This window comes from Streptomyces sp. NPDC001070, from assembly GCF_053598835.1.
Map to the genome: position 1 here is coordinate 209,630 of NZ_JBSFLB010000010.1, position 18,338 is coordinate 227,967.

Consider the following 18,338-nt stretch of genomic DNA (forward strand, 5'->3'; position numbering starts at 1 on the left):
CCGTCGGGGTGCCGCGCGGGGTGCGGCGGTCATCCCCCGCTGGGGCCGAAGCGCTCGGTGCGGATCCGGTCCGGGGAGTGGCCGAGGGCCACCAGGAGGGCGGCGGCCGTCTCGACGAAGCCGGTGGGGCCGCACACGTAGCAGGTGGGTTCGAAGTCCGCGGGCCAACCCCATTCGGCCAGGTCCCGCGCCTGGAGGCGCCCCGCGGGCCGCGGCCAGCCGTCCGGCGTGGCGCGGGTGTAGACGCAGGTGGTGTCGAGTCCGGGGGCGCCGCGATCGAGTTCGGCAGCGTACAGCCGGTCCTCGGGCGTCCGGACGGAGTACAGCAGCCGGAAGGGCTCCCGGCTGCCCGCACCGTCGCGTCCGCGGATCATCGACATCAGCGGGACGATCCCGGAGCCGCCCGCGACGAGCAGGACCGGTTCGGTCTGCTCGGGGCGCCAGACGAACCAGCCGCCCACGGGGCCGCGCATCTCGAGGGCGTCCCCGACCTCGAGGACGTCGGTCAGATAGGGCGAGACCTCGCCGTCCTCGACGCGCTGGACGGTGAGTTCGATGCGGTCGCCGTCGGGGGCGGAGGCCAGGGAGTAACTGCGCTGGGTGCTGTAGCCGTCCTCGGCCGTGAGGCGTACGTCGAGGTGCTGGCCGGGCACGTGGCCCTGCCAGCCGGGCACGTCGGACACCAGGGTCCGTGCCGCCGGGGACTCGGCGCGCCGTTCCACCAGCTCGGCGACCTGCCAGCGCAGGCGGTCGCCTAGTCGCCCTGGTACCGCTGTTCGCGCCATGGGTCTCCGTAGTCGTGGTAGCCGACGCTCTCCCAGAAGCCGGGTTCGTCGTCCATGAGCAGCTGGATCCCGCGGACCCACTTCGCCGACTTCCACAGGTATAGGTGCGGGACCAGCAGCCGGGCGGGGCCGCCGTGCTCGGGCGCCAGGTCCTCGCCGTCGTATGCGTGGGCGATCCATGCCTGCCCGTCGAGGAGGTCCTCCAGGGGCAGGTTGGTGGTGTAGCCGCCGTAGGAGTGAACGAGCGCGAACTCGGCGGCGGTCTCGACGTCGGCAAGGAGGACGTCCAGGGAGACGCCCCGCCAGTGGGTGCCGAACTTCGACCACTTGGTCACGCAGTGCAGATCGACCGTCGGCGTCTCGTCGGGCAGCGCCATGAGCTCCGCCCAGTTCCACCGGTGACGGGTGCCGTCCTCGGTGGTGACGCTGAACTCCCAGGCGTCGCGGGTGATCCGCGGAGTGGGGCCGGCGGACAGGACGGGGAAATCGAAGGTCTCGTACTGTCCTGGCGGCAGCTTCTTGCCCGACGTGGGGCGACGGCCGTGGAATCCGCGCGAAATGATGGCCATGTCGCGCCGTCCTTCCTCTACTCGCCGGTGCGGCTCGCCCGTGGTGGCCGTGGTGCGGAACCCCAGCATGCCCCGACCTGGGGAATCCGGTCCACCGGAACCGGCGGGGGCGCGGCCCCCGGTCCGCCGGCACCGGGGCCGGGAACGGTACCCGGGCCGCGCCGCCCGAGGAGGTCAGGCGACCGGACGCGGCGGTTCGGCCACCAGGGACGCGTCGCCGCCGCGGACCCGGGCCAGCACGCCGGCGGTCGCCTCGTGGGGGACTCCGAGGGGCACCGCGCTGACCTCGCTCAGCCGCGCGTACTGCTCGGGGGTGAGCGTCACGTCGAGCGCCCCCAGGTAGTCGTCGAGCTGGGTGAGGTTGCGCGGCCCGATGATCGGGACGAAGGAGGTCGCGGCGCGGGCGCCGCGCTCGCGGAGCCAGGCCACGGACACCTGCGCCGGGGTCGCGCCGGTCTCCTCGGCGACGGCCAGGACGGTGTCGACGACCGCGGTCTTCTGGTCGGACGACTCGGTGTGGACCAGCGTCTTCAGGTCGCTGAGCCGGCCCTCGGCGCCGCGCCGGTACTTGCCGGTGAGCAGGCCGCCGCCGAGCGGGGACCACAGGGCGGCGCCGAGCCCGAGGCTCTCGGCCATCGGCAGCAGTTCACGGTCGGGGGTCCGCTCCACGAGGCTGTACTCGACCTGGATGCCGGCGACGGGCGCCCAGTTCTTCAGCTCGGCGAGAGTGACGGCGCGCGAGACCCGCCACGCGGGGAAGTTCGACAGGGCGGCGTGGAGGATCTTGCCGGAGCTCACCAGGTCGTCCAGGCCGCGCAGGATCTCCTCCATCGGGGTCAGGTCGTCCGGGAAGTGCACCCAGTACAGGTCGATGTAGTCGGTGCCGAGGCGCTTCAGGCTGGCCTCCACCGAGTGGATCATGTTCTTCCGGCTGTTGCCGGTCTTGGAGATGTCCGTCTGCGGGGTCGCCGCGGTGCTGAACTTGCTGGCCACGACGAAGTGGTCGCGGTCGGCGGCCAGGAACTGGCCGAGCAACTGCTCCGACTCGCCGAACTGGTAGTTGTCGGCAGTGTCGACGAAGTTGCCGCCGGCCTCGGCGAACCTGTCGAACATCCGGCGGGACTCGGCCGGGTCGGCTCCGGCTCCCCAGCCGGTGCCGAAGTTGCCGGTGCCGAGGGCGTACTCGGAAACGCGGAGTCCGGTCCGGTGTCCGAAGGTCGTGTAACGCATCAGTCTCCTTGACGGGGTGGTGCTGTAGTGCGGTGGCGTGCTTGGGCGTATCGATGGGGGATTTACTGATGATTCGTCATCTTTGGCGACTCATTGCGCCTTTCCTTGTTCCGGCGACACCGGGGCTGTGTCCCCGCGGCGCCGGGCCGTGCGGGGGGTGATGCCCAGCGCGGCGAGGGCGCTCAGCACCACGACGCCGGCCGAGATCCACCAGGCGAGGGAGAAGGTGCGGGCGGGCCCGCCGGGCACTCCGGCCGCCAGGACGACGACCAGGCCGCTGACGCCGAGCACCGAGCCGACCTGGCCCGCCATGGTGACGATCGCGCTGCCGGTGGCCGCCCGGTCCTTGGGCAGGCCGGAGGTGGCCGAGGAGATCATCGTCGGGAGCGCCAGCCCCACGCCGATGCCGGAGACGAGCCAGCCCGGCAGGATGTCGGTGGCGTAGTGCAGTCGCTCGGCGGCGGAGACGGCGAGCCAGGCGGTGCCGAGGGCGACCAGTACCGACCCCATCGCCGCCACGACCCCGACCGGCACACGCCGGGCGATCCGCCGCCCGAGCGCCGAGGCGACGAACACCATGGCGGGACCGGGGGCGACCCCCAGGCCGGTCTGGATGGCCGACCAGTGCCAGACCTGCTGCAGCCACAGGGTCACGCCGAGCAGTTGGAGCCCGAAGGCCGCGTAGAACAACAGGGTGGCGATGTTCGCCCAGGCGAACACACGGTCGCGCAGCAGGCTCAGGTCGACGACGGGGACGGGGTGCCGCGCCGAGCGCAGCAGGCACACCGCGAGCGCCGCCGCGGCGACGGCGAAGGCACCGACGGTGGGTGCCGATCCCCAGCCCCACTCCGGCCCCTGGACCAGGCCCAGCGCCAGCGCTCCGATCGCCACCACCAGCAGGGCTCCGCCGAGGAGATCGGGCAGTCGGGCGTCGGTGCCGTGCCGTCCGCCCGGCAGGAGCCGTGCGGCCATGACGAGCGCCACGGCGCCGATCGGCAGGTTGAGCAGGAAGATCCACTGCCAGGCCGCCTGGACGAGCAGGCCGCCGACCACGGGGCCCGCCGCCGCGGCCAGCGATCCGCTGGCCGCCCAGATCTGGACGTACCGGGTGACCTTCGCGGGCGGCGCGGTGGTCAGCACGAGCCCCAGGCTGGCGGGGGTCAGGATCGCCGCACCGGCCGCCTGCAGGAAGCGGAACGCGACCAGGACCCAGAGGTCGCCGCTGAGGGCGGCGCCCAGGCTGGCGACCGTGAACACGCCGAGCCCGAGCAGGAACCCGGCCTTGCGCCCGTAGCGGTCGCTCAGCCGCCCGGCCGGGACCAGCAGCGCGGCGTAGACGATCGCGTAGCCGTTGAGGATCCAGCTGAGCCGGGACAGCGAGGCCTCGCCCACGCCGCGCCCGATGGGGGTCAGGGCGACGTTGACGACGAAGGCGTCGAGGGCGGAGAGGAAGACCGAGGTGGCGAGGACGGCGAGCACGAGACCGGGATGCGGCGCGCGGCGGGCGGGTGCCCGGGGTCCGGGGGCGGGCGGCCGCTGCTCGGCGGCGCCGCCGACGGCGGGATCCAGGGGGGATCGGGTCATGGGTCTGCTCCAGCAGGGGGCGTGGTCGCACCGCACACGGGCCGGAGGGCCCGGCGGGCGGGAGGTCGGCCGCACCCGAGGGGTGCGGCCCGGCGCGAAGGGGCCTGCCACGAGGGCACGGCCCGCACCGGCGGGACACGGGCGACGGGGGACTCCCTCACTCGCCCTAAAGTAAACCGATCGGTTTCCTTATGTGCTCCACCGTAGCAGGCGTGCCGGGCGAAGTAAAACGACCGGTATCCTTAAGGTATGAGCGACACACCCTCCCCCGTACGCCGGCGCAGTGGCCGAGGCGCTCGGGAGCGGATCCTCAAGGCGGCGACGGAGCTGTTCACCGCCCAGGGGGTCAACGCGACCGGGATGGACCAGCTGGCCACGGTCGCCAACGTGTCGAAGCGCACCCTCTACACGCACTTCGACAGCAAGGACGACCTCGTCCACGCCTACCTGAGCAACCTCGAGGACGGCCTGCTGCCCGCAGAGGTGGCCCCGGGTGAGGCCTGTCCGGACCCCCGGGCGCAGCTGCTGGCCGTCTTCGACTGGGCCCCCCGCACGTCGGACGAACCGCTGCGCGGCTGCCCGTTCCTGAACGCCGCCGTGGAGGTCCCCGACCCCGAGCACCCGGTCCACCGGTTGGTGGCCGCCTACAAGACCGAGTTCGCCCGCAGGCTCGCCGCCCTGGCGCGGCTGGCCGGAGCCCGCGACCCGGAGGAGCTCGGCGAGCGGCTCGCCCTGCTCTACGACGGCGCCGTCGCCCGCAGCACGGCCCTCAACAAGACCGGGCCCGGTGCCCACGCCCGCGCCATCGCGGCCGTGCTCATCGACGCCGCGACCGCCGACTCGGCCGCAGACGCCGACGTACGGGACGCGGCCACAGCCCAGGCCACGACCGCCTGAGCGGGCGCCGGAAGAAGGCGCTAACGCAGCCGGGTCGCCGCGCGGCGGCGGTCCGACAGCACCTCGCGGGCGGCGCGCGCGCCCGAGGCCAGCGCGCCCTGCAGCGAACCCGTCGCCCGGTGGTCGCCGCACACATGGCGTCCCGGCGCGAAGCGGGTGGTGCGGGTCAGCGGATGCGGCGCCGGCATCGCGGGCAGCGCCTCGCGCACGGTGCAGCGGTGCAGCGGCTCCCAGGCCGTCGCGTCACTGCCGTACGCGTCCGACAGCGCCGCCGCCAGGGCGGGCTCGTCGGCGGGGCCCGGCACGCCGAGCACGGAAGTGGCCACCAGGGCACGGCCGTCCGGGGACAGTCCGGGCTGCACCTCGGTCAGCACCACGGTGTTGAGGAACCGGCGGCGCGCGTCCACCATCAGCGTCGGTTCCGCGAGCGGTGAGCGGTCGGCCGCGTGGTAGAAGGTCGTCACGGTGCGCGTCCGCGGCGTCGTGAGGCCGGGCAGGAGGTGCGCGGCCGCGGTCGGGCCGGTGGCCACCACCACGACGGGTGCGGCGATGTCCGTACCGTCCTCCAGCAGCACCCCGTCGCCGGTCAGCTCGCGCACCGGGGCCTGCGTGCGGACCACGCCCTCGGGCAGCCGCTCTGCGAGCTGCGCGGGCACCGCGCCGATCCCCTCGGCGGGCAGGGCCAGGGTGCCGCGCAGCATGCTGCGCCACACGAAGTGGAAGAAGCGGCTGGAGGTCTCCAGTTCGTCCTCCAGGAAGACACCCGACAGGAACGGCCGGAACAGGGTCTCGACCAGCTCCGGCGAGATGCCAGCGGCGGCCAAGGCGGTGAGCGTCGTCGTGTCCGCGCCCGCGCGCACCCTTCCGGCCGGCAGCACCATGTCACGGGCGCTCAGGACGCCGAGCGCGGCCAGGTCGCGCCCCGACGCGAGCCGCCCCGGCAGCAGGTCGGCGGTCGCGTACGGCGGGCGGGTCGGGTCGGCGAAGCGCAGCCGTCCGCGCGGGGTGTGCACCAGGACGCCGGGGGTGAACGGCCGCAGCCGCAGCGGTTCCAGCCGGAGGCGCCGCTTCACCTGGGGGTAGGAGGTGTTGAACACCTGGAAGCCGCGGTCGAGGAGGAAGCCGCGGTGCCGGTCGGTGCGCATCCGGCCGCCGACGGCGTCCGAGGCCTCCAGCACACGCACCGCCAGGCCCGCCACGGACAGGTCGGCGGCGCACGCCAGGCCCGCTGCACCCGCCCCGACCACGATCGCGTCACAGCGGCCACCGCGCTCCTGCTGCATGGATCGGTGCCCTTTCCTCCGTGTACACCCCGATACGGGCTGCCATTTCGTACGCTACGCGGGTGCCCCGGGCCGCCCCGCGCGGCGCGCCGCCGAACGGGGGCGACACGGCGGCGAGAGGCCGATGAGTCCGCGCCGTGGCGGAAGTCCTCTCTTTGACATCCTCCCCGCCTTAAAGTGCGGGGATTCCTGGCTCACGTGGGCTGGGGACCAGCGGTCCACCAGCGCTTACACGATCGGCACCAGCCGGGTTGAGACCAGCCCGGACCAGCATCACGCGGGCGGAGTTCTTGTCCCTGGGAGAGACGACTGCGCACGCGGTGCAGGTGTAGGTACGTTCCGAAAGAGGAAGTGCGTGCTTGGTTCTCGCTCCGCACGACGCACAGTCCATGGTGGTGTGCGCGGGATGCACCAGGCGGACGTCCCGCCCGTGCTTGCGGCCCATCTCAATCAGGGCCGCCTTCGTCGCGCCGATCGCGGCGTCCGCCGCCTTGCGCGCCATGGTGGTCTTCGCGAGGAACTTCGGCCGGAAGTCCTCGACCGCGATCACGTCGTGATCCCGCACCACGCGCTTGGCCCACTTGCGGGCGGTGTCCTGCCGCCGGCGCGCCACCTTCTTGTGCAGCTTCGCGGTCTGCTGCTTCGCCTCGCGGTAGCCCTTGGACGCGGCCTGCCTCTTGGCAGGGCGGCGGCGAGCCATCATCCGCTGATACCGCGCGAGACGCTGCGCCGCGATTTTCCCATGCTGGGCGTGAGGGAGGTCGTGGGCGTCGGATGTAGTGGTCGCGGTCTCCTTCACGCCCCAGTCGATTCCGATCACCCGACCAGTCTGTGGCAGAGGCCGCGTCTCGGTTGCGACGACGAACGAGGCGTACCAGTGGCCGAGGCTGTCCCGGTACACGCGTACCGACGACGGCGCGGACGGCAGGTCGCGGGACCACACCACCTTCAGCACGATGCCGCCGGCCAGGTGCAGGCGTCTCTCCTTGAGCCTGAAACCGCGGGTGGTGTAGTTCAGCGTCGGTGCGGCCTCGCGCTTGCGCTTGATGCGGGGCATCCCGGCCCGCTGCCTCATGGGCAGCCGTGCCGTGATGTCCTTCACGGCTTTGGCGCGGGACTTCGCGAAGTCCCGGATGGTCTGCTGCTGCGGCACCGAGCTGCCCTCCCGCAGCCACGCCATCGACCGCCGGGCCTCGGTCAGCATCCTGTCCAGCTGCGCGGGGCCGCACGTGATCTTCTGCCCAGCGGTCTTGTTCAGGCCGTGGACCTTGCGGGACATGGCCACACACTCGTTCCACACCCACCGGCAGCGCGCCCACTCCGCCTCCAGGCCGGCACGCGCGGTGGACGACACCCGCAGCCGGTAGGTGTACCGGGCGCGCCCGGACCCCTGCCCGCTCACTGCTGCCGTCATGCTCGGGAACCTAACAGCCCCCACTGACAACGAAAGAGAACACAGGTCAGACCAGATGCGCAGAGAACTCCGCCGCTTCGCGGCTCCGGCCCAAGGACCCATTCCTCCCCGGCCTGAAGGCCCGGGCATCCTGGGAGAGATCAGGTGACGGCACACGAGAGAAGGTGGATCGATGGAGCGGCAGCTGCACGACATCCTGCAGGCGTTCGTGGACGACGGATCGGTACCGGGGGCGGTGGGCCTGGTGGCGCGCGGCGACCGCGTCGAGGTGGCGGCCGCCGGGACCCTCGGCGTCGGGGACCCCACCCCGATGGCCGGGAACTCGGTCTTCCGCATCGCCTCGATCACCAAACCGGTCGTCGCCGCGGCGGTGATGATGCTCGTAGACGACGGCCGCATCGCGCTGTCCGACCCGGTCGCGGAATGGCTGCCCGAGCTGGCCGAGCCCCTGGTCGTCCGCACGCCGGCGAGCCCGCTCGACGACGTGGTGCCGGCCGCGGCGCCCATCACGGTCCTGGACCTGCTGACGTCCCGAGCCGGGTACGGGTTCCCGCCGGACTTCTCCCTTCCCGCGCTCGCCCCGCTGTTCGGGGAGCTGAGGCAGGGACCGCCGCAGCCGCAGATGGTCATGGCACCGGACGCGTGGATGGCGACGCTGGCCGAGATCCCCCTGCTGCACCAGCCCGGCGAGGCGTGGCTCTACAACACGTGCTCCGACATCCAGGGCGTGCTGGTCGCCCGGGTGTCCGGCCGTCCGCTCCCCGAGTTCCTCGCCGAGCGGATCTTCGAGCCGCTCGGCATGAAGGACACCGGGTTCTCCGTGCCGCGGGCGGACCTCGGCCGGTTCGCCAGCTACTACCGGCCGGATCCGGCGGGCGGGCTGCAGCTGGTCGACGCCCCCGACGGGCAGTGGAGCACCCCACCGGCGTTCCCGTCCGGCGCGGGCGGCCTGGTCTCCACCGTCGACGACTGGCACGCCTTCGGCCGGATGCTGCTCGCGGGCGGCACTGCGGGCGACCGCAGGCTCCTGTCGGCCGAATCGGTACGGAGGATGACGACCGATCACCTGACGCAGGCCGAGCGGGACGCGAACGGGCTCTTCCTGGAGGGCCAGGGCTGGGGCTTCGGCGGCTCGGTGGACATCGCGGCCGTCGACCCCTGGAACGTGCCGGGGCGCTACGGCTGGGTCGGGGGCACCGGCACGGCGGCGCACATCACGCCGTCCACGGGCACGGTCACGGTGCTGCTCACGCAGGTGGGGATGACGGGTCCGACCCCGCCGGAGACGATGCGCGCGTTCTGGCGCTACGCGGCCGGGGCATGAGGCCGGGCACCCCCGGAGGCGGTCACGCGGGTCCGGTGGACCTTCCACCGGACCCGAAGGTCAAGCCCCGCGGCAGGGCGGCGCTCTTGCCGAGGGTGCCGGCGTCGGCCCTGACGACGTAGACCTCCCGGGGTTTGCGCCGGGCTCACCGCTCCCGGGGGTCCGTGGAGAGGAACACCGGGGTGACCGAGACCGGTACGAGGACACCGGCGCCCGTGCCGCCGGTGTCCTCGGTCCTGCGCACCGGCACCTCGGCGCCGAACGCGTCGACCGCGTGGACGGTGGCATGGGGCCAGGGCAGTTCGGCCGGGGTCGCGGGGGTCTCCTCGCCGGTGAAGGGATCACCGGCCCGCCAGAGGACGTGGAGCGGGCCGCGGCCCTCGCGGGACACCTCGAAGGCGTAGAGGCCGGACCCGTGCCCGGAGCCGAGGCGGCGCACCCCCGTGACGCCGTCGAGGTACGCGGCCAGGAGGGCGAAGGTGTCGGCCGCGGGATGGCGGCGGGTGAGGGCGGTGCCCTCGTAGTCCAGCAGCGCGAGCCTGCCGAAGAGGAAGCCCATGAGGTTGAGGCGGTCGCTGTAGCCGGGGATCTCCGGGGCCAGGTTCCAGCAGGCCGTGCGCTTCACGCCGGAGGCGAGGGCCAGGATGTTGCGGGTGACGATCTGGCGGCAGTTGATCCGGTCGCGGCGCGCGGCGAGCTCCGGCGGACAGTCCTCCATGAACATGCGCAACTGCGGCGGCAGTTCGGGTGCACGCTCGTAGAGCAGCCGCATGGCCGCGCGGTCCGGGGCCTCGCCCGGCTCCGCCGCTCCCGTGAACGCGGCCGTCATCGCCCGCTCGAACTCCCCCTGCGCCTGCGGGAATTCGAACAGCGTGGGGCCGTTGTACTCCCCCGCCACCACCGGGCGTTCGTATCCGTGCCGCCGCATCATCGCGCGCACCTGGTCGATCTGGTCCGGGACGGCGTGCGGGTCGCCGTAGAGGTGGACGGAGAAGAGGTCGAAGGCGTCGCGGCCGTGCTCGACGACGTGGTCGAAGAACCGCCGGGCCTCGCTGCCGGCGGGGCCGGACAGCACGTCGTAGCCGCAGCCGCCGAGGACGACCGCCGCGTTCGGGTCCGCCGCCCGCACGGCGCGGTGGAAGGCGACGAGCTGCTCGACGTACTCCCGTGCGGTGCCCGCCCACAACAGGCCGGTGTTGCTGGGCTCGTTGTTGCACTGCCAGTAGTCGACACGGCCCCGGCACCGGGTGACCAGGTCCGCGACGAAGCCCTCGTACCGGCCCGTGTCGAGGGCGGGTGAGGACGGCAGGAAGCCGGTCGGCCGCCGGGTCGCCCAGGGGGAACTGGAGCAGACGGTCACCCAGACCTCGGCGGCCGGGTCGAGCTGGCCGAGGATCGCGTCGACCACGCCCCAGTCGTACCGCCCGGGCTCCGGCTCCACCTGGCCCCAGTAGACGTAGACGCGCACCAGCGCGGCACCGAGCTTCCTCGTCTCCGGGACGAAGCTGTCCGGTGCCCCGAACATCCCGTAGCTGATGCCCCTGACGATGCCGAGGCGGATCCCGGTCGGGGCGGTGGACTGGTTCATGGCGGCTCCCTGGTTTTACGTATACGTCATATACTCTAGCTGACGAGATAAACTCCCGGCGTGAAGGAGAACCCGGGCGGCACACCGGCCCCCCTGATCTGGACCCGGCCCACGCCCCGGCGGCGCCAGAGTCCGCTGGAGCGGGACGACATCGTGCGCGCGGCGATCGCGGTCGCCGACGAGGGCGGCCCGCAGGCCCTGACGATGGCCGCGGTCGCCAAGCGGCTCGGGCCCTTCACGCCGATGGCGCTCTACCGCCACGTGCTCAGCAAGGACGGCCTGATCGACCTCATGCTCGACGCCGTCACGGCGGAGATCCCGTTGCCCGCCGAGCCCGGCGCCGACTGGCGCGCCGATCTGCACGCGGTGGCCTCCGCGAGCTGGGCCGTGGTCAAGCGGCATCTCTGGTTCGCCCAGCTCGCCCCCACGCGCCCGCCCCTGGGCCCGCACATGATGCGCCGCACCGAGTTCGTCCTCCAGGTGCTCGTACGCCGGGGCGCCGCCCTCGGCGAGGCCATGGCCTACGCGGCCCTGCTCGACCGGCACATCCTCGGCAGCGCGCAGCAGGAGGCCGAGGAGCTCGCCATGCGCCGCCGGTACGGTCTGCACACCCCGGAGCAGCTCGGCGAGGCCGTCACCGCGGTCCGCGACCTGGCCGCCGCGGGCGGACGGCACCCGCTGCTCGCACAGTGGATGGCCTCGCCCTCCGGCCCGGGCCTCGACGAGCAGTTCGAGCTCAGCCTCGGCTTCCTGATCGACGGCATCGCCTCGCGTCTGCCGCAGGACGGCGCCGCGGGCTGAGCGGTCACGCGCAACGCCCCCGGGAACAGGCCCGATGAAAGGCCGTCAGCAGGGCAGACGTACTCCAGACCGAAGCCCTCGGAAAGGAGCACCACATGCCTCTTCGCTTCCGCAAGTCCTTCCGGATCCTGCCCGGCGTCCGCCTGAACATCAACAAGCGCTCGCTGTCCGTCACCACCGGCAGCAAGGGCGTCCACCACACCGTCAACACCCGCGGTGAGCGCACCGAATCCGTCGACCTCCCGGGGCCCTTCTCCTGGCGGCGCACCTCGCGCAAGGGGCACTGACGCCCATGATCCGGACCGGCGCCCCGGGCCCGGCCGTGCGGGAGCGATGAAGGTCCGCCCCGCACGGCCGGACCGGGCAGCGCGGACGGGGCGTCGTCACTCCAGGATCCAGCCCGACATCCACCGCTCCCGCACGGCCGGCCACTCCGGGGCGACGAGCGAGTAGTAGACTGTGTCGCGCCACGTGCCGTCGACGCGGCGGCAGTGCCTGCGCAGCACGCCCTCGCGGATGCCGCCGATCCGGGACACCGCGTCCTGGGACGGCAGGTCGAGGTCGTCCAGGCGCCACTGGACGCGCCCGAACCCCAGGTCCTCGAAGGCGTAGTAGACCAGCATGAAATGGGTCTCCAAGTGCACCGGAGTGCCCCACAGGGCGGGATCCAGCCAGCTCCAGCCGATGTCCACGCGTTCGTCCACGACCGAGATGTCGACGAACGCGGCCCAGCCCGACGGCCGCTCCGTCGCGTGCGGCACGATCGCGAACACCACGGACTCCCCCGCCGCGGCCTGCGCCAGGCGCTGCTCCACCAGCGCCGCCATCTCGCTCGGCGAACCCGGCGGCGTCGTCGACAGCCACCGCCACATCCCGTCGTCGGCGCGCCCGGCCGAGAACAGCGCCGGGACGTGCAGCGGCGAGAGCGGGACCAGCCGCGCGTACCGTCCGTCGATGGTGACGGGGGCGGGGAAGCGTACTGCCATATCCGAACGCTAATCCGGCAGGCCCGCGCCCGCACCAACTCGCGCATTCCCGCCCGCGGGCCCCTTCCGCCGCACCACCCTGGGATGGCAGGGGTGCGCGGAACGTGATCGCGCCCCCACCGGCGGGGAAGGGCGGGCATCATGCGGGACGACGATGCGCGGATCCGGAGCCTGGTCGAGCGGTGGGCGGAGGCGGTGCACCGGGGCGACCTCGACGCCGTGATCGCCGATCGCGCCGGGGACATCGTGATGTCCGAGGTACCACCGCCGCAGGAGGGCGTCCCGGCATCGACGCGTACCGGGAGGTACGGCCGCCGTTCTTCGACCGGCAGGCGCAGTGCGCGTCGTTCGAGATCGTGGACCTGGAGGTCACCGGGGGCGACGAGGTGGCCTTCGCCCATGCCCTGCTCCGCTGCGGAACGCCGGAGGACTTCGCGAAGGACCCCGGACTGCGGCTGCGGCTCACGCTCGGGCTCCGCGAGGAGGGCGGACGGTGGGTGGTCGCGCACGAGCACCACTCGTTCCCCGCCGCGGGCGGCCCGTGACCGTCGGCGCCCGGCACGGTGGCGTCCCCGATCTGATCGACGAGCGGACCGGACCGGACCGGACCGTCCCCGCGCGCGTCCACGGCCCCGAAGGGCTCGACCGGGCCTTCACCGCGCTCCGCGCGGTCTGCGGGGGCGGCCGGGGTGATCGTGGGCGGCACCCGCGGCCCGGCGGCGCGATAGCGTGCCCGGCATGACAGACGCTTTCGACGTGCGCCGGGAACTGGCCGCGGGCCTCGCGGACCCGGCCGGCTCCCTGCGCTTCGTCCGTGGGTTCACCGGGCACTGGCTGACGGCCATACGCGACGGCGACGGGTACGGTGAAGCCGAACTGGCCGCGGCCGAGGACCGCCTGGGCGTCGCCCTCCCCGCCGTGATGCGGGAGGCCTACCGGCTCTTCGGACGGCGCGCGGACCTCACCAGCAACCACGACACGCTGCTCGGCCCGGCCGAACTGCACCTGGACTCCAGCGGGGAGGCGCTGGTGTTCAGGCACGAGAACCAGGGCGCCGCCTCGTGGGGCATCCTCGTCGCCGACCTGCACAGGGCCGATCCACCGGTCGTCGTGAAGCCGGACCTGGCCGACAAACAGGCCGAGTCGTGGACGCCGTGGCTGGACCGGTTCTCCTGGGCCTGCGTCGAGATCGTCCTGTCCGAGTCGCTGCACGAGCCCCACGACCTCGGCGACTTCCGCGACGACCTCGACGAGGCCGACTTCGAGGCCCTGCCCGGACGGTTCACCCCGCTGCCCTTCCCCGCGTACCCGCCCGACGAGGGCACGGGCGCGCGCTGGTACGCCGGGCACGACGTGATCCTGCGCGAGGACGACCGCACCTTCCTGTGGGTACGGGCCCGCACCGGGGAGGCGCTGGACCGGGTGCGCGACGACCTCCCGGGCGGCTGGCTCAACGACCCGCGCTGAAACGCGCGGGTCCCCTCCGGCACCGGCCGGAGGGGACCGTGGGCGGGCGGGCTCAGCCGAGGGGGACGTCCTTCTGCCTGAGGGCCTCGAGTGCCGGGCCGTACATGCGGGTCTTGATCGTGCCGAGCGTGGGGCCCGCCTTGCCGGCCAGGGGGCGGGCGAGCGCGACGGCGGCCTCGCGGACCTCGTGCTCGCCCGCCGTACGGTCGACGATGCGCTCGGCCAGGGCCTGGTCGCCGCCGTAGCGGCGGGCCGTGGTCATCGCCTCGTGGGCCGTCTGCGGGTGCAGGCGGGCCTGGATGAGGGCCGACATGCCCGGGGTGAAGGGGATGTTGATGTCGGCCTCGGGCAGGCACCAGAACCCGCGGTCGGCGCGCATGACGCGGAAGTCGTGGGCCAGCGAGAGCATCGCCCCGGCGGCGAAGGTGTGGCCCTGCAGGGCGGCCACGGTGGCCATGGGCAGCGTCAGGACCCGGGCGAACAGGGTCTGGACTCCGGTGACGTACTCGCCCGCCTGGTCGGCGTGGGCGAACAGCCAGTCCAGGTCGAGGCCGTTGGACCAGAACTTGCCCGTGGCCGCGGTCACCAGGGCGCGGGGCCCCTCCGTCTTCTCCACCTCGTCCAGGAGGGCGTTGACCGATGCGAGCCAGTCCGGGTGGAAGCGGTTCTCGTTGTCCCCGAGGTCGAGGATGAAGACGTCGTCCTGGCGGTCGAGCGTGGGCATGGCTGCTCCTTGGGACAGGGGGTCGGACGGGCGGATCTCGGAAGGGGAGCGGCCTGGTTCGGGCCGCCGCAGGGCGTGTGCGAGCAGGTCGTGGATCTCTCCGGCGGCGGCGTCGAGCGGTGCGATGCTCCGCTCGACGCGGCACATGACCACCGCGCCCTCGACGGAGGCGACGACGAAGGCGGCCAGCCGTCGTGCCCGCCCGGCGGGCAGCCCGTGCCGTACGAACAGCTCGGCGAGCGCCGCGTTCCAGCGCGCGAAGACCGCCGCGGCCGAGCGGGCGAGGTGCGGGGCGTCGTCGTTGGTCTCCACGGCCACGGCGACGACGGGGCAGCCGGCCCGGAACTCGCTGTCCAGGAGCCTGCCGCGCCACAGGGCGAAGAAGGCGTCCACGGACCGGAGCGGATCACCCCCCGCGACGGCGGCTTCGATCAGGCCGGAGATGACGTCGCCGGCGGTCGTCACGGCCTCGTCGACGAGCTGGCCCCGGCCGCCGGGGAAGTGGTGGTAGACCGAGCCGCGGGGCGCGCCGCTGTGCGCCAGGACGCGGTCGATGCTGGTGGCGCCGGCACCGTACTCGGACAGCAGCGCCACGGTGCTGCGCAGCATCCGCTCGCGGCTGTCGCTCCTGCGGGGACTCATGCGTGCACCACCTTGCCCCTGGCTCCGCGGCCGGCCACCTACCGGCCGGTAACTATGATGGATGGCATAGTACATGGAACGGTGCCGCCTGTCCCCCGTCGCGGCGCACCCTCAGCGGGCCAGCCCTGTCGCCAGCGTGGCGGCCGCCAGCAGCAGGAAGGGGTACTGCAGGCCGAAGGAGTAGTCGCGCACACGCCAGTGGACGCCGACGGCGGCGAGGAAGAACAGCACCAGGCCGGCCGCCGCGGCCGCGCCCAGGGCCGGGAACCGGAACCCGGCGAGGAGTCCGAGCGCGGCGGCCGCCTTGGGCAGGCCGAGCGCGGGCATCCAGGAGCGGGGGACGCCGGCCTTGTCCATGCCGACGGCGACGCGCTCGAAGCGGACGAAGTCACAGCCCGCGGAGAAGGCGCTGTAGGCGATGGTCAGGGCCGTGAGGGCGAAGTACGCGGTGGACACGGTGAACACTGCTGTCTCCCTTGCGGGTTGTCCGTCAGATGATCCGGTTGAGCTTGTCGGGATTGGTCACCGCGTAGATCTCCGCGACCCGCTCCCCGTCCGGGGTGAGGTCGACGACCATGACGGCGAAAGCGGAGCCGCCCTCGACGAGCACGGCGGCGGGATCGCCGTTGACCGTGCGGTAGCGCAGTTCGGCGTTCTCGGGGGCCCGGTCGGCGACACCCGCGATCAGGCGGGCGACCTTGTCGCGGCCGTGCAGCGGGCGCGGCAGCGTCTGCCGCACCTTGCCGCCGCCGTCGGTCCACAGCGTCACGTCGGGGGCGAGGACACCCATCAGCGCGTCCAGGTCGCCGCCGAGCGCGGCGGCGAGGAAGCGCTCGGTGACCCGCCGCCGCACCTCCGGCTCGGCCCGGTAGCGGGTCCGGCGCTCCTGCACGTGCTTGCGTGCGCGCCGCGAGAGCTGGCGTACCGCCGCCGGATCGCGGTCGAGGATCGCGGCGATCTCGGTGTGGCGGTAGCCGAAGACCTCGTGCAGGACGAACACCGCGCGCTGCAGCGGCGTCAGCGTCTCCAGGACCACCAGCAGCGCCATCGACACCGCCTCGGCGCGGACCGCGTCCTCGGCGGCGTCGCCCGCCCCGGCGTCGCCGTGCGGCGCGGTCAGCAGCGGTTCCGGCAGCCACGGGCCCACGTACTGCTCACGGCGCCGGCTGATCGCGGCCCGGCGCGCGAGCGCCTGATGGACCGCCACGCGCACCAGATACGCCCGAGCGTTCGCCACCGGCTCGGCCTCCGGCCGCTCCTCGCGGGCCGCCCAGGCGAGCCAGGTGTCCTGCAGTACGTCCTCGGCGTCCGCGACGCTCCCCAGCAGGTTGTAGACCAGCGAGAACAGCAGCTCGCGATGGGCGACGAACGCCTCGGTCGCCTGGTTCGCCTCGGCCGGCTCGGGCATGACGGTTTCTCCTGTTCGCCGCGGTGTGCCGCAATCCAAGAGCGAACCAGGACCCGGGAACGTGACGCCGCCGGGACGATGTGACCCACGTCATGCCGGGGCGGGAGGGATGCGGCCCGGCCCCATGGCCGGTGGGCCGGACCGAACGCGCGGTGGCGCCGTCGCCCCGACGAGCAGCGTTCTGACGAGACGGTCGGCTGTTCACAGGGTGGTCTTACGACGAAGATTCACCCGGCCAGTGACGGCAGCCGCCGCCCACTGGCGGTTCTGATGCCAGGACGTGGGGTGGCGCCCCACAGTTGATCACGGTCTTGGAACACCTCCGTGTTCCGCGTCCAGCTGATGGCCGCCCGCGCACGAGACCGGACCACGTGTGTGGCGACAAGGCGTACAGCTCGCGCCGGAACCGCCGATACCGCGCTCACCCGCCGGGATTCGCCCTCCCGCCACCTCCGGGACATCTCCCGGTTGCGCCGGCCTGTGACGGTCGGAGAAGTTGGCTACACCCTGGAGATCCAGGGCGGCGTGATGACCCCGGCACAGGCGGCCGAGTTCGCCGCGCTGCCCGGCGCGGCTAGGAGGGGGGCCTGCGGGAGCGGTGGAGGTGGTTGTTCGGCTGTCCCGCCGTCTCGCGCTCCTCGAGCGCACCGACGCGGGCTGCGGGCGGGGAGGTGAGGCGCGAGACGAACCCGCACCCGCCCACCGCCTGGGGGCGCTCAGGCCCCGTCCGTACGGGGGCTGCGGCGGCGGCCCAGGGTGGAGGTCGCGACGGAGTTGTGCACGGTGAAGGCGATGGTGCCGGGCAGGTAGCGGTCCTCGGACCACTCCACCGGCGCTCCCTCCGGGTCGGTCGTGCGGCGCCGTTCGCGCAGCAGGACCTGCCCGGGCGGGCAGTCCAGGAGGCGGCAGTCGTCGGCGTCGGCCCACGCGAGGTCGATCGTGTGGTCGGCGTCGGTGAAGAGGACGCCGTGCGCGACGAGGGCATCGGTGTGGGAGACGGTGTCGGACGGCAGTTCGGCCACGAGCGCGCCCACCCGGGCCGGGTAGAGGGAGCGTTCGACCATGACCGGCTCTCCGGACAGGGTCCGCACCCGCAGCACCAGGTACACCTCCGCGCCCTCCTCCAGGCCGAGCTGCCCGGCCTCGAGGGGCTCGGCCGGCCGCCGCACCACGCGGTCCACCCGTCCGCCCGGGGTCTCGCCGATGGAGCGGGCCCAGTTGGTGAAGCTCAGCAGCTCCGAGAAACTCTGCGCCCTCGGGCCGCCGAGCACCGTGCGCCGCGTGCCGCGCCGCGAGGTGACCAGGCCGTCCGAGCGGAGCACGGCCGGCGCGTGCCGGACCGTGCCGCGGGAGACGTCGTAGCGCTCGGCGAGCGTCCCTTCGGGGGGAAGTTTCGTGCCGGCGGCGTACTCGCCCGCGATGATCGCCTCGCGGAGTTCGGCCGCGACCTTGCGGTAGCGCAGTTCGCTGTCCGGGGTGCCCTGTTCCTGCCCCACCGTGTCGTCTCCCGGGCTGTTCGTGTCGTGCGGGCCGTGCTCTCCGGCCGGTTCCCGACGCTACCCGCAGGCTCTGCAGTACCACCGTCGCGGCCAGCACCTGAGGCGGCTGACTCGGCCGGCCGTTCGCCGACGGATAC

General features: G+C 73.3%; 17 protein-coding genes and 3 pseudogenes. 7 read left to right on the forward strand and 13 right to left on the reverse strand.

Annotated features, from left to right (window positions below; genetic code table 11):
* Window positions 1-29: 29 nt before the first annotated feature.
* The 4 genes from ACWDAS_RS15095 to ACWDAS_RS15110 form a co-directional block, all read right to left on the reverse strand.
* Window positions 30-785, reverse strand: coding sequence for a ferredoxin reductase (locus ACWDAS_RS15095; RefSeq protein WP_450390030.1), 756 nt, complete (start codon window positions 783-785; stop codon window positions 30-32).
* On the reverse strand, window positions 755-1,354 hold the full coding sequence (locus ACWDAS_RS15100; protein ID WP_450390033.1) for a sulfite oxidase-like oxidoreductase: 600 nt from the start codon (window positions 1,352-1,354) through the stop codon (window positions 755-757). Before ACWDAS_RS15100 ends, ACWDAS_RS15095 begins: the two co-directional genes overlap by 31 nt.
* Before the next feature lie 174 nt (window positions 1,355-1,528).
* The gene (locus ACWDAS_RS15105) at window positions 1,529-2,584 is read right to left on the reverse strand and encodes an aldo/keto reductase (RefSeq protein ID WP_450390035.1); all 1,056 of its coding nucleotides are present in this window, start codon (window positions 2,582-2,584) and stop codon (window positions 1,529-1,531) included.
* 90 nt (window positions 2,585-2,674) lie between these two features.
* Window positions 2,675-4,168, reverse strand: coding sequence for an MFS transporter (locus ACWDAS_RS15110; RefSeq protein WP_450390037.1), 1,494 nt, complete (start codon window positions 4,166-4,168; stop codon window positions 2,675-2,677).
* A gap of 249 nt (window positions 4,169-4,417) precedes the next feature.
* Here ACWDAS_RS15110 and ACWDAS_RS15115 point away from each other — a divergent pair, with 249 nt between their 5' ends.
* Entirely contained in the window at window positions 4,418-5,065 is a 648-nt protein-coding gene (locus ACWDAS_RS15115) for a TetR/AcrR family transcriptional regulator (protein WP_450390040.1), read from the forward strand.
* 20 nt (window positions 5,066-5,085) lie between these two features.
* Here ACWDAS_RS15115 and ACWDAS_RS15120 read toward each other — a convergent pair whose 3' ends face one another.
* Both ACWDAS_RS15120 and ACWDAS_RS15125 read right to left on the reverse strand, forming a co-directional pair.
* Window positions 5,086-6,348, reverse strand: coding sequence for an FAD-dependent oxidoreductase (locus tag ACWDAS_RS15120; protein WP_450390042.1), 1,263 nt, complete (start codon window positions 6,346-6,348; stop codon window positions 5,086-5,088).
* A 172-nt stretch (window positions 6,349-6,520) separates the two neighbouring features.
* On the reverse strand, window positions 6,521-7,762 hold the full coding sequence (locus tag ACWDAS_RS15125; protein ID WP_450390045.1) for an RNA-guided endonuclease InsQ/TnpB family protein: 1,242 nt from the start codon (window positions 7,760-7,762) through the stop codon (window positions 6,521-6,523).
* A 172-nt stretch (window positions 7,763-7,934) separates the two neighbouring features.
* Between ACWDAS_RS15125 and ACWDAS_RS15130 the strand changes: the two genes are divergently transcribed.
* Window positions 7,935-9,086, forward strand: coding sequence for a serine hydrolase domain-containing protein (locus ACWDAS_RS15130; RefSeq protein WP_450390047.1), 1,152 nt, complete (start codon window positions 7,935-7,937; stop codon window positions 9,084-9,086).
* 145 nt (window positions 9,087-9,231) lie between these two features.
* On the opposite strand, the gene ACWDAS_RS15135 is transcribed toward ACWDAS_RS15130, so the two are convergent.
* Complete coding sequence (locus ACWDAS_RS15135) at window positions 9,232-10,674, reverse strand: hypothetical protein (protein WP_450390050.1); 1,443 nt, start codon at window positions 10,672-10,674, stop codon at window positions 9,232-9,234.
* A 60-nt stretch (window positions 10,675-10,734) separates the two neighbouring features.
* Here ACWDAS_RS15135 and ACWDAS_RS15140 point away from each other — a divergent pair, with 60 nt between their 5' ends.
* Window positions 10,735-11,475: a TetR/AcrR family transcriptional regulator gene (locus ACWDAS_RS15140; protein ID WP_450390051.1), complete on the forward strand. Its 741-nt coding sequence runs from the start codon at window positions 10,735-10,737 to the stop codon at window positions 11,473-11,475.
* A gap of 95 nt (window positions 11,476-11,570) precedes the next feature.
* On the forward strand, window positions 11,571-11,762 hold the full coding sequence (locus ACWDAS_RS15145; RefSeq protein WP_450390054.1) for a DUF4236 domain-containing protein: 192 nt from the start codon (window positions 11,571-11,573) through the stop codon (window positions 11,760-11,762).
* A gap of 96 nt (window positions 11,763-11,858) precedes the next feature.
* Here ACWDAS_RS15145 and ACWDAS_RS15150 read toward each other — a convergent pair whose 3' ends face one another.
* Window positions 11,859-12,461 (reverse strand): GNAT family N-acetyltransferase, encoded by a 603-nt coding sequence (locus ACWDAS_RS15150; protein ID WP_450390057.1) that lies wholly within the window; start codon window positions 12,459-12,461, stop codon window positions 11,859-11,861.
* Between the two features lie 141 nt (window positions 12,462-12,602).
* Here ACWDAS_RS15150 and ACWDAS_RS15155 point away from each other — a divergent pair.
* Both ACWDAS_RS15155 and ACWDAS_RS15160 read left to right on the forward strand, forming a co-directional pair.
* Window positions 12,603-13,006: pseudogene (locus ACWDAS_RS15155) on the forward strand (YybH family protein).
* Window positions 13,007-13,199: 193 nt separating this feature from the next.
* Window positions 13,200-13,928 carry an SMI1/KNR4 family protein gene (locus ACWDAS_RS15160; protein WP_450390058.1) on the forward strand — a complete coding sequence of 243 codons (729 nt, stop codon included), beginning with the start codon at window positions 13,200-13,202 and terminating at the stop codon, window positions 13,926-13,928.
* A 52-nt stretch (window positions 13,929-13,980) separates the two neighbouring features.
* Here ACWDAS_RS15160 and ACWDAS_RS15165 read toward each other — a convergent pair whose 3' ends face one another.
* From ACWDAS_RS15165 to sigJ, 4 genes and pseudogenes are all read right to left on the reverse strand, one after another.
* Window positions 13,981-14,652, reverse strand: coding sequence for an enoyl-CoA hydratase-related protein (locus tag ACWDAS_RS15165; protein ID WP_450390086.1), 672 nt, complete (start codon window positions 14,650-14,652; stop codon window positions 13,981-13,983).
* 114 nt (window positions 14,653-14,766) lie between these two features.
* Window positions 14,767-15,369: pseudogene (locus tag ACWDAS_RS15170) on the reverse strand (TetR/AcrR family transcriptional regulator); the annotation flags it as partial.
* 36 nt (window positions 15,370-15,405) lie between these two features.
* Window positions 15,406-15,759 (reverse strand): DoxX family protein, encoded by a 354-nt coding sequence (locus tag ACWDAS_RS15175; protein WP_450390061.1) that lies wholly within the window; start codon window positions 15,757-15,759, stop codon window positions 15,406-15,408.
* Window positions 15,760-15,784: 25 nt separating this feature from the next.
* Entirely contained in the window at window positions 15,785-16,702 is a 918-nt protein-coding gene (sigJ, locus tag ACWDAS_RS15180) for an RNA polymerase sigma factor SigJ (RefSeq protein WP_450390063.1), read from the reverse strand.
* Window positions 16,703-16,789: 87 nt separating this feature from the next.
* On the opposite strand from sigJ, the pseudogene ACWDAS_RS15185 reads away from it, so the two are divergent.
* Window positions 16,790-17,118, forward strand: a pseudogene (locus ACWDAS_RS15185) (IS5/IS1182 family transposase); the annotation flags it as partial.
* 300 nt (window positions 17,119-17,418) lie between these two features.
* Here ACWDAS_RS15185 and ACWDAS_RS15190 read toward each other — a convergent pair.
* The gene (locus ACWDAS_RS15190) at window positions 17,419-18,198 is read right to left on the reverse strand and encodes a GntR family transcriptional regulator (protein ID WP_450390066.1); all 780 of its coding nucleotides are present in this window, start codon (window positions 18,196-18,198) and stop codon (window positions 17,419-17,421) included.
* Window positions 18,199-18,338: the final 140 nt, after the last annotated feature.

Excerpts from the sequence above, each read along its gene's own strand:
- ACWDAS_RS15095 (WP_450390030.1), bottom strand. The coding sequence starts at position 785 with ATGGCGCGAACAGCGGTACCAGGGCGACTAGGCGACCGCCTGCGCTGG.
- ACWDAS_RS15100 (WP_450390033.1), bottom strand. The coding sequence starts at position 1,354 with ATGGCCATCATTTCGCGCGGATTCCACGGCCGTCGCCCCACGTCGGGC.
- ACWDAS_RS15105 (WP_450390035.1), bottom strand. The coding sequence starts at position 2,584 with ATGCGTTACACGACCTTCGGACACCGGACCGGACTCCGCGTTTCCGAG.
- ACWDAS_RS15110 (WP_450390037.1), bottom strand. The coding sequence starts at position 4,168 with ATGACCCGATCCCCCCTGGATCCCGCCGTCGGCGGCGCCGCCGAGCAG.
- ACWDAS_RS15115 (WP_450390040.1), top strand. The coding sequence starts at position 4,418 with ATGAGCGACACACCCTCCCCCGTACGCCGGCGCAGTGGCCGAGGCGCT.
- ACWDAS_RS15120 (WP_450390042.1), bottom strand. The coding sequence starts at position 6,348 with ATGCAGCAGGAGCGCGGTGGCCGCTGTGACGCGATCGTGGTCGGGGCG.
- ACWDAS_RS15125 (WP_450390045.1), bottom strand. The coding sequence starts at position 7,762 with ATGACGGCAGCAGTGAGCGGGCAGGGGTCCGGGCGCGCCCGGTACACC.
- ACWDAS_RS15130 (WP_450390047.1), top strand. The coding sequence starts at position 7,935 with ATGGAGCGGCAGCTGCACGACATCCTGCAGGCGTTCGTGGACGACGGA.
- ACWDAS_RS15135 (WP_450390050.1), bottom strand. The coding sequence starts at position 10,674 with ATGAACCAGTCCACCGCCCCGACCGGGATCCGCCTCGGCATCGTCAGG.
- ACWDAS_RS15145 (WP_450390054.1), top strand. The coding sequence starts at position 11,571 with ATGCCTCTTCGCTTCCGCAAGTCCTTCCGGATCCTGCCCGGCGTCCGC.
- ACWDAS_RS15150 (WP_450390057.1), bottom strand. The coding sequence starts at position 12,461 with ATGGCAGTACGCTTCCCCGCCCCCGTCACCATCGACGGACGGTACGCG.
- ACWDAS_RS15160 (WP_450390058.1), top strand. The coding sequence starts at position 13,200 with ATGACAGACGCTTTCGACGTGCGCCGGGAACTGGCCGCGGGCCTCGCG.
- ACWDAS_RS15165 (WP_450390086.1), bottom strand. The coding sequence starts at position 14,652 with ATGCCCACGCTCGACCGCCAGGACGACGTCTTCATCCTCGACCTCGGG.
- sigJ (WP_450390063.1), bottom strand. The coding sequence starts at position 16,702 with ATGCCCGAGCCGGCCGAGGCGAACCAGGCGACCGAGGCGTTCGTCGCC.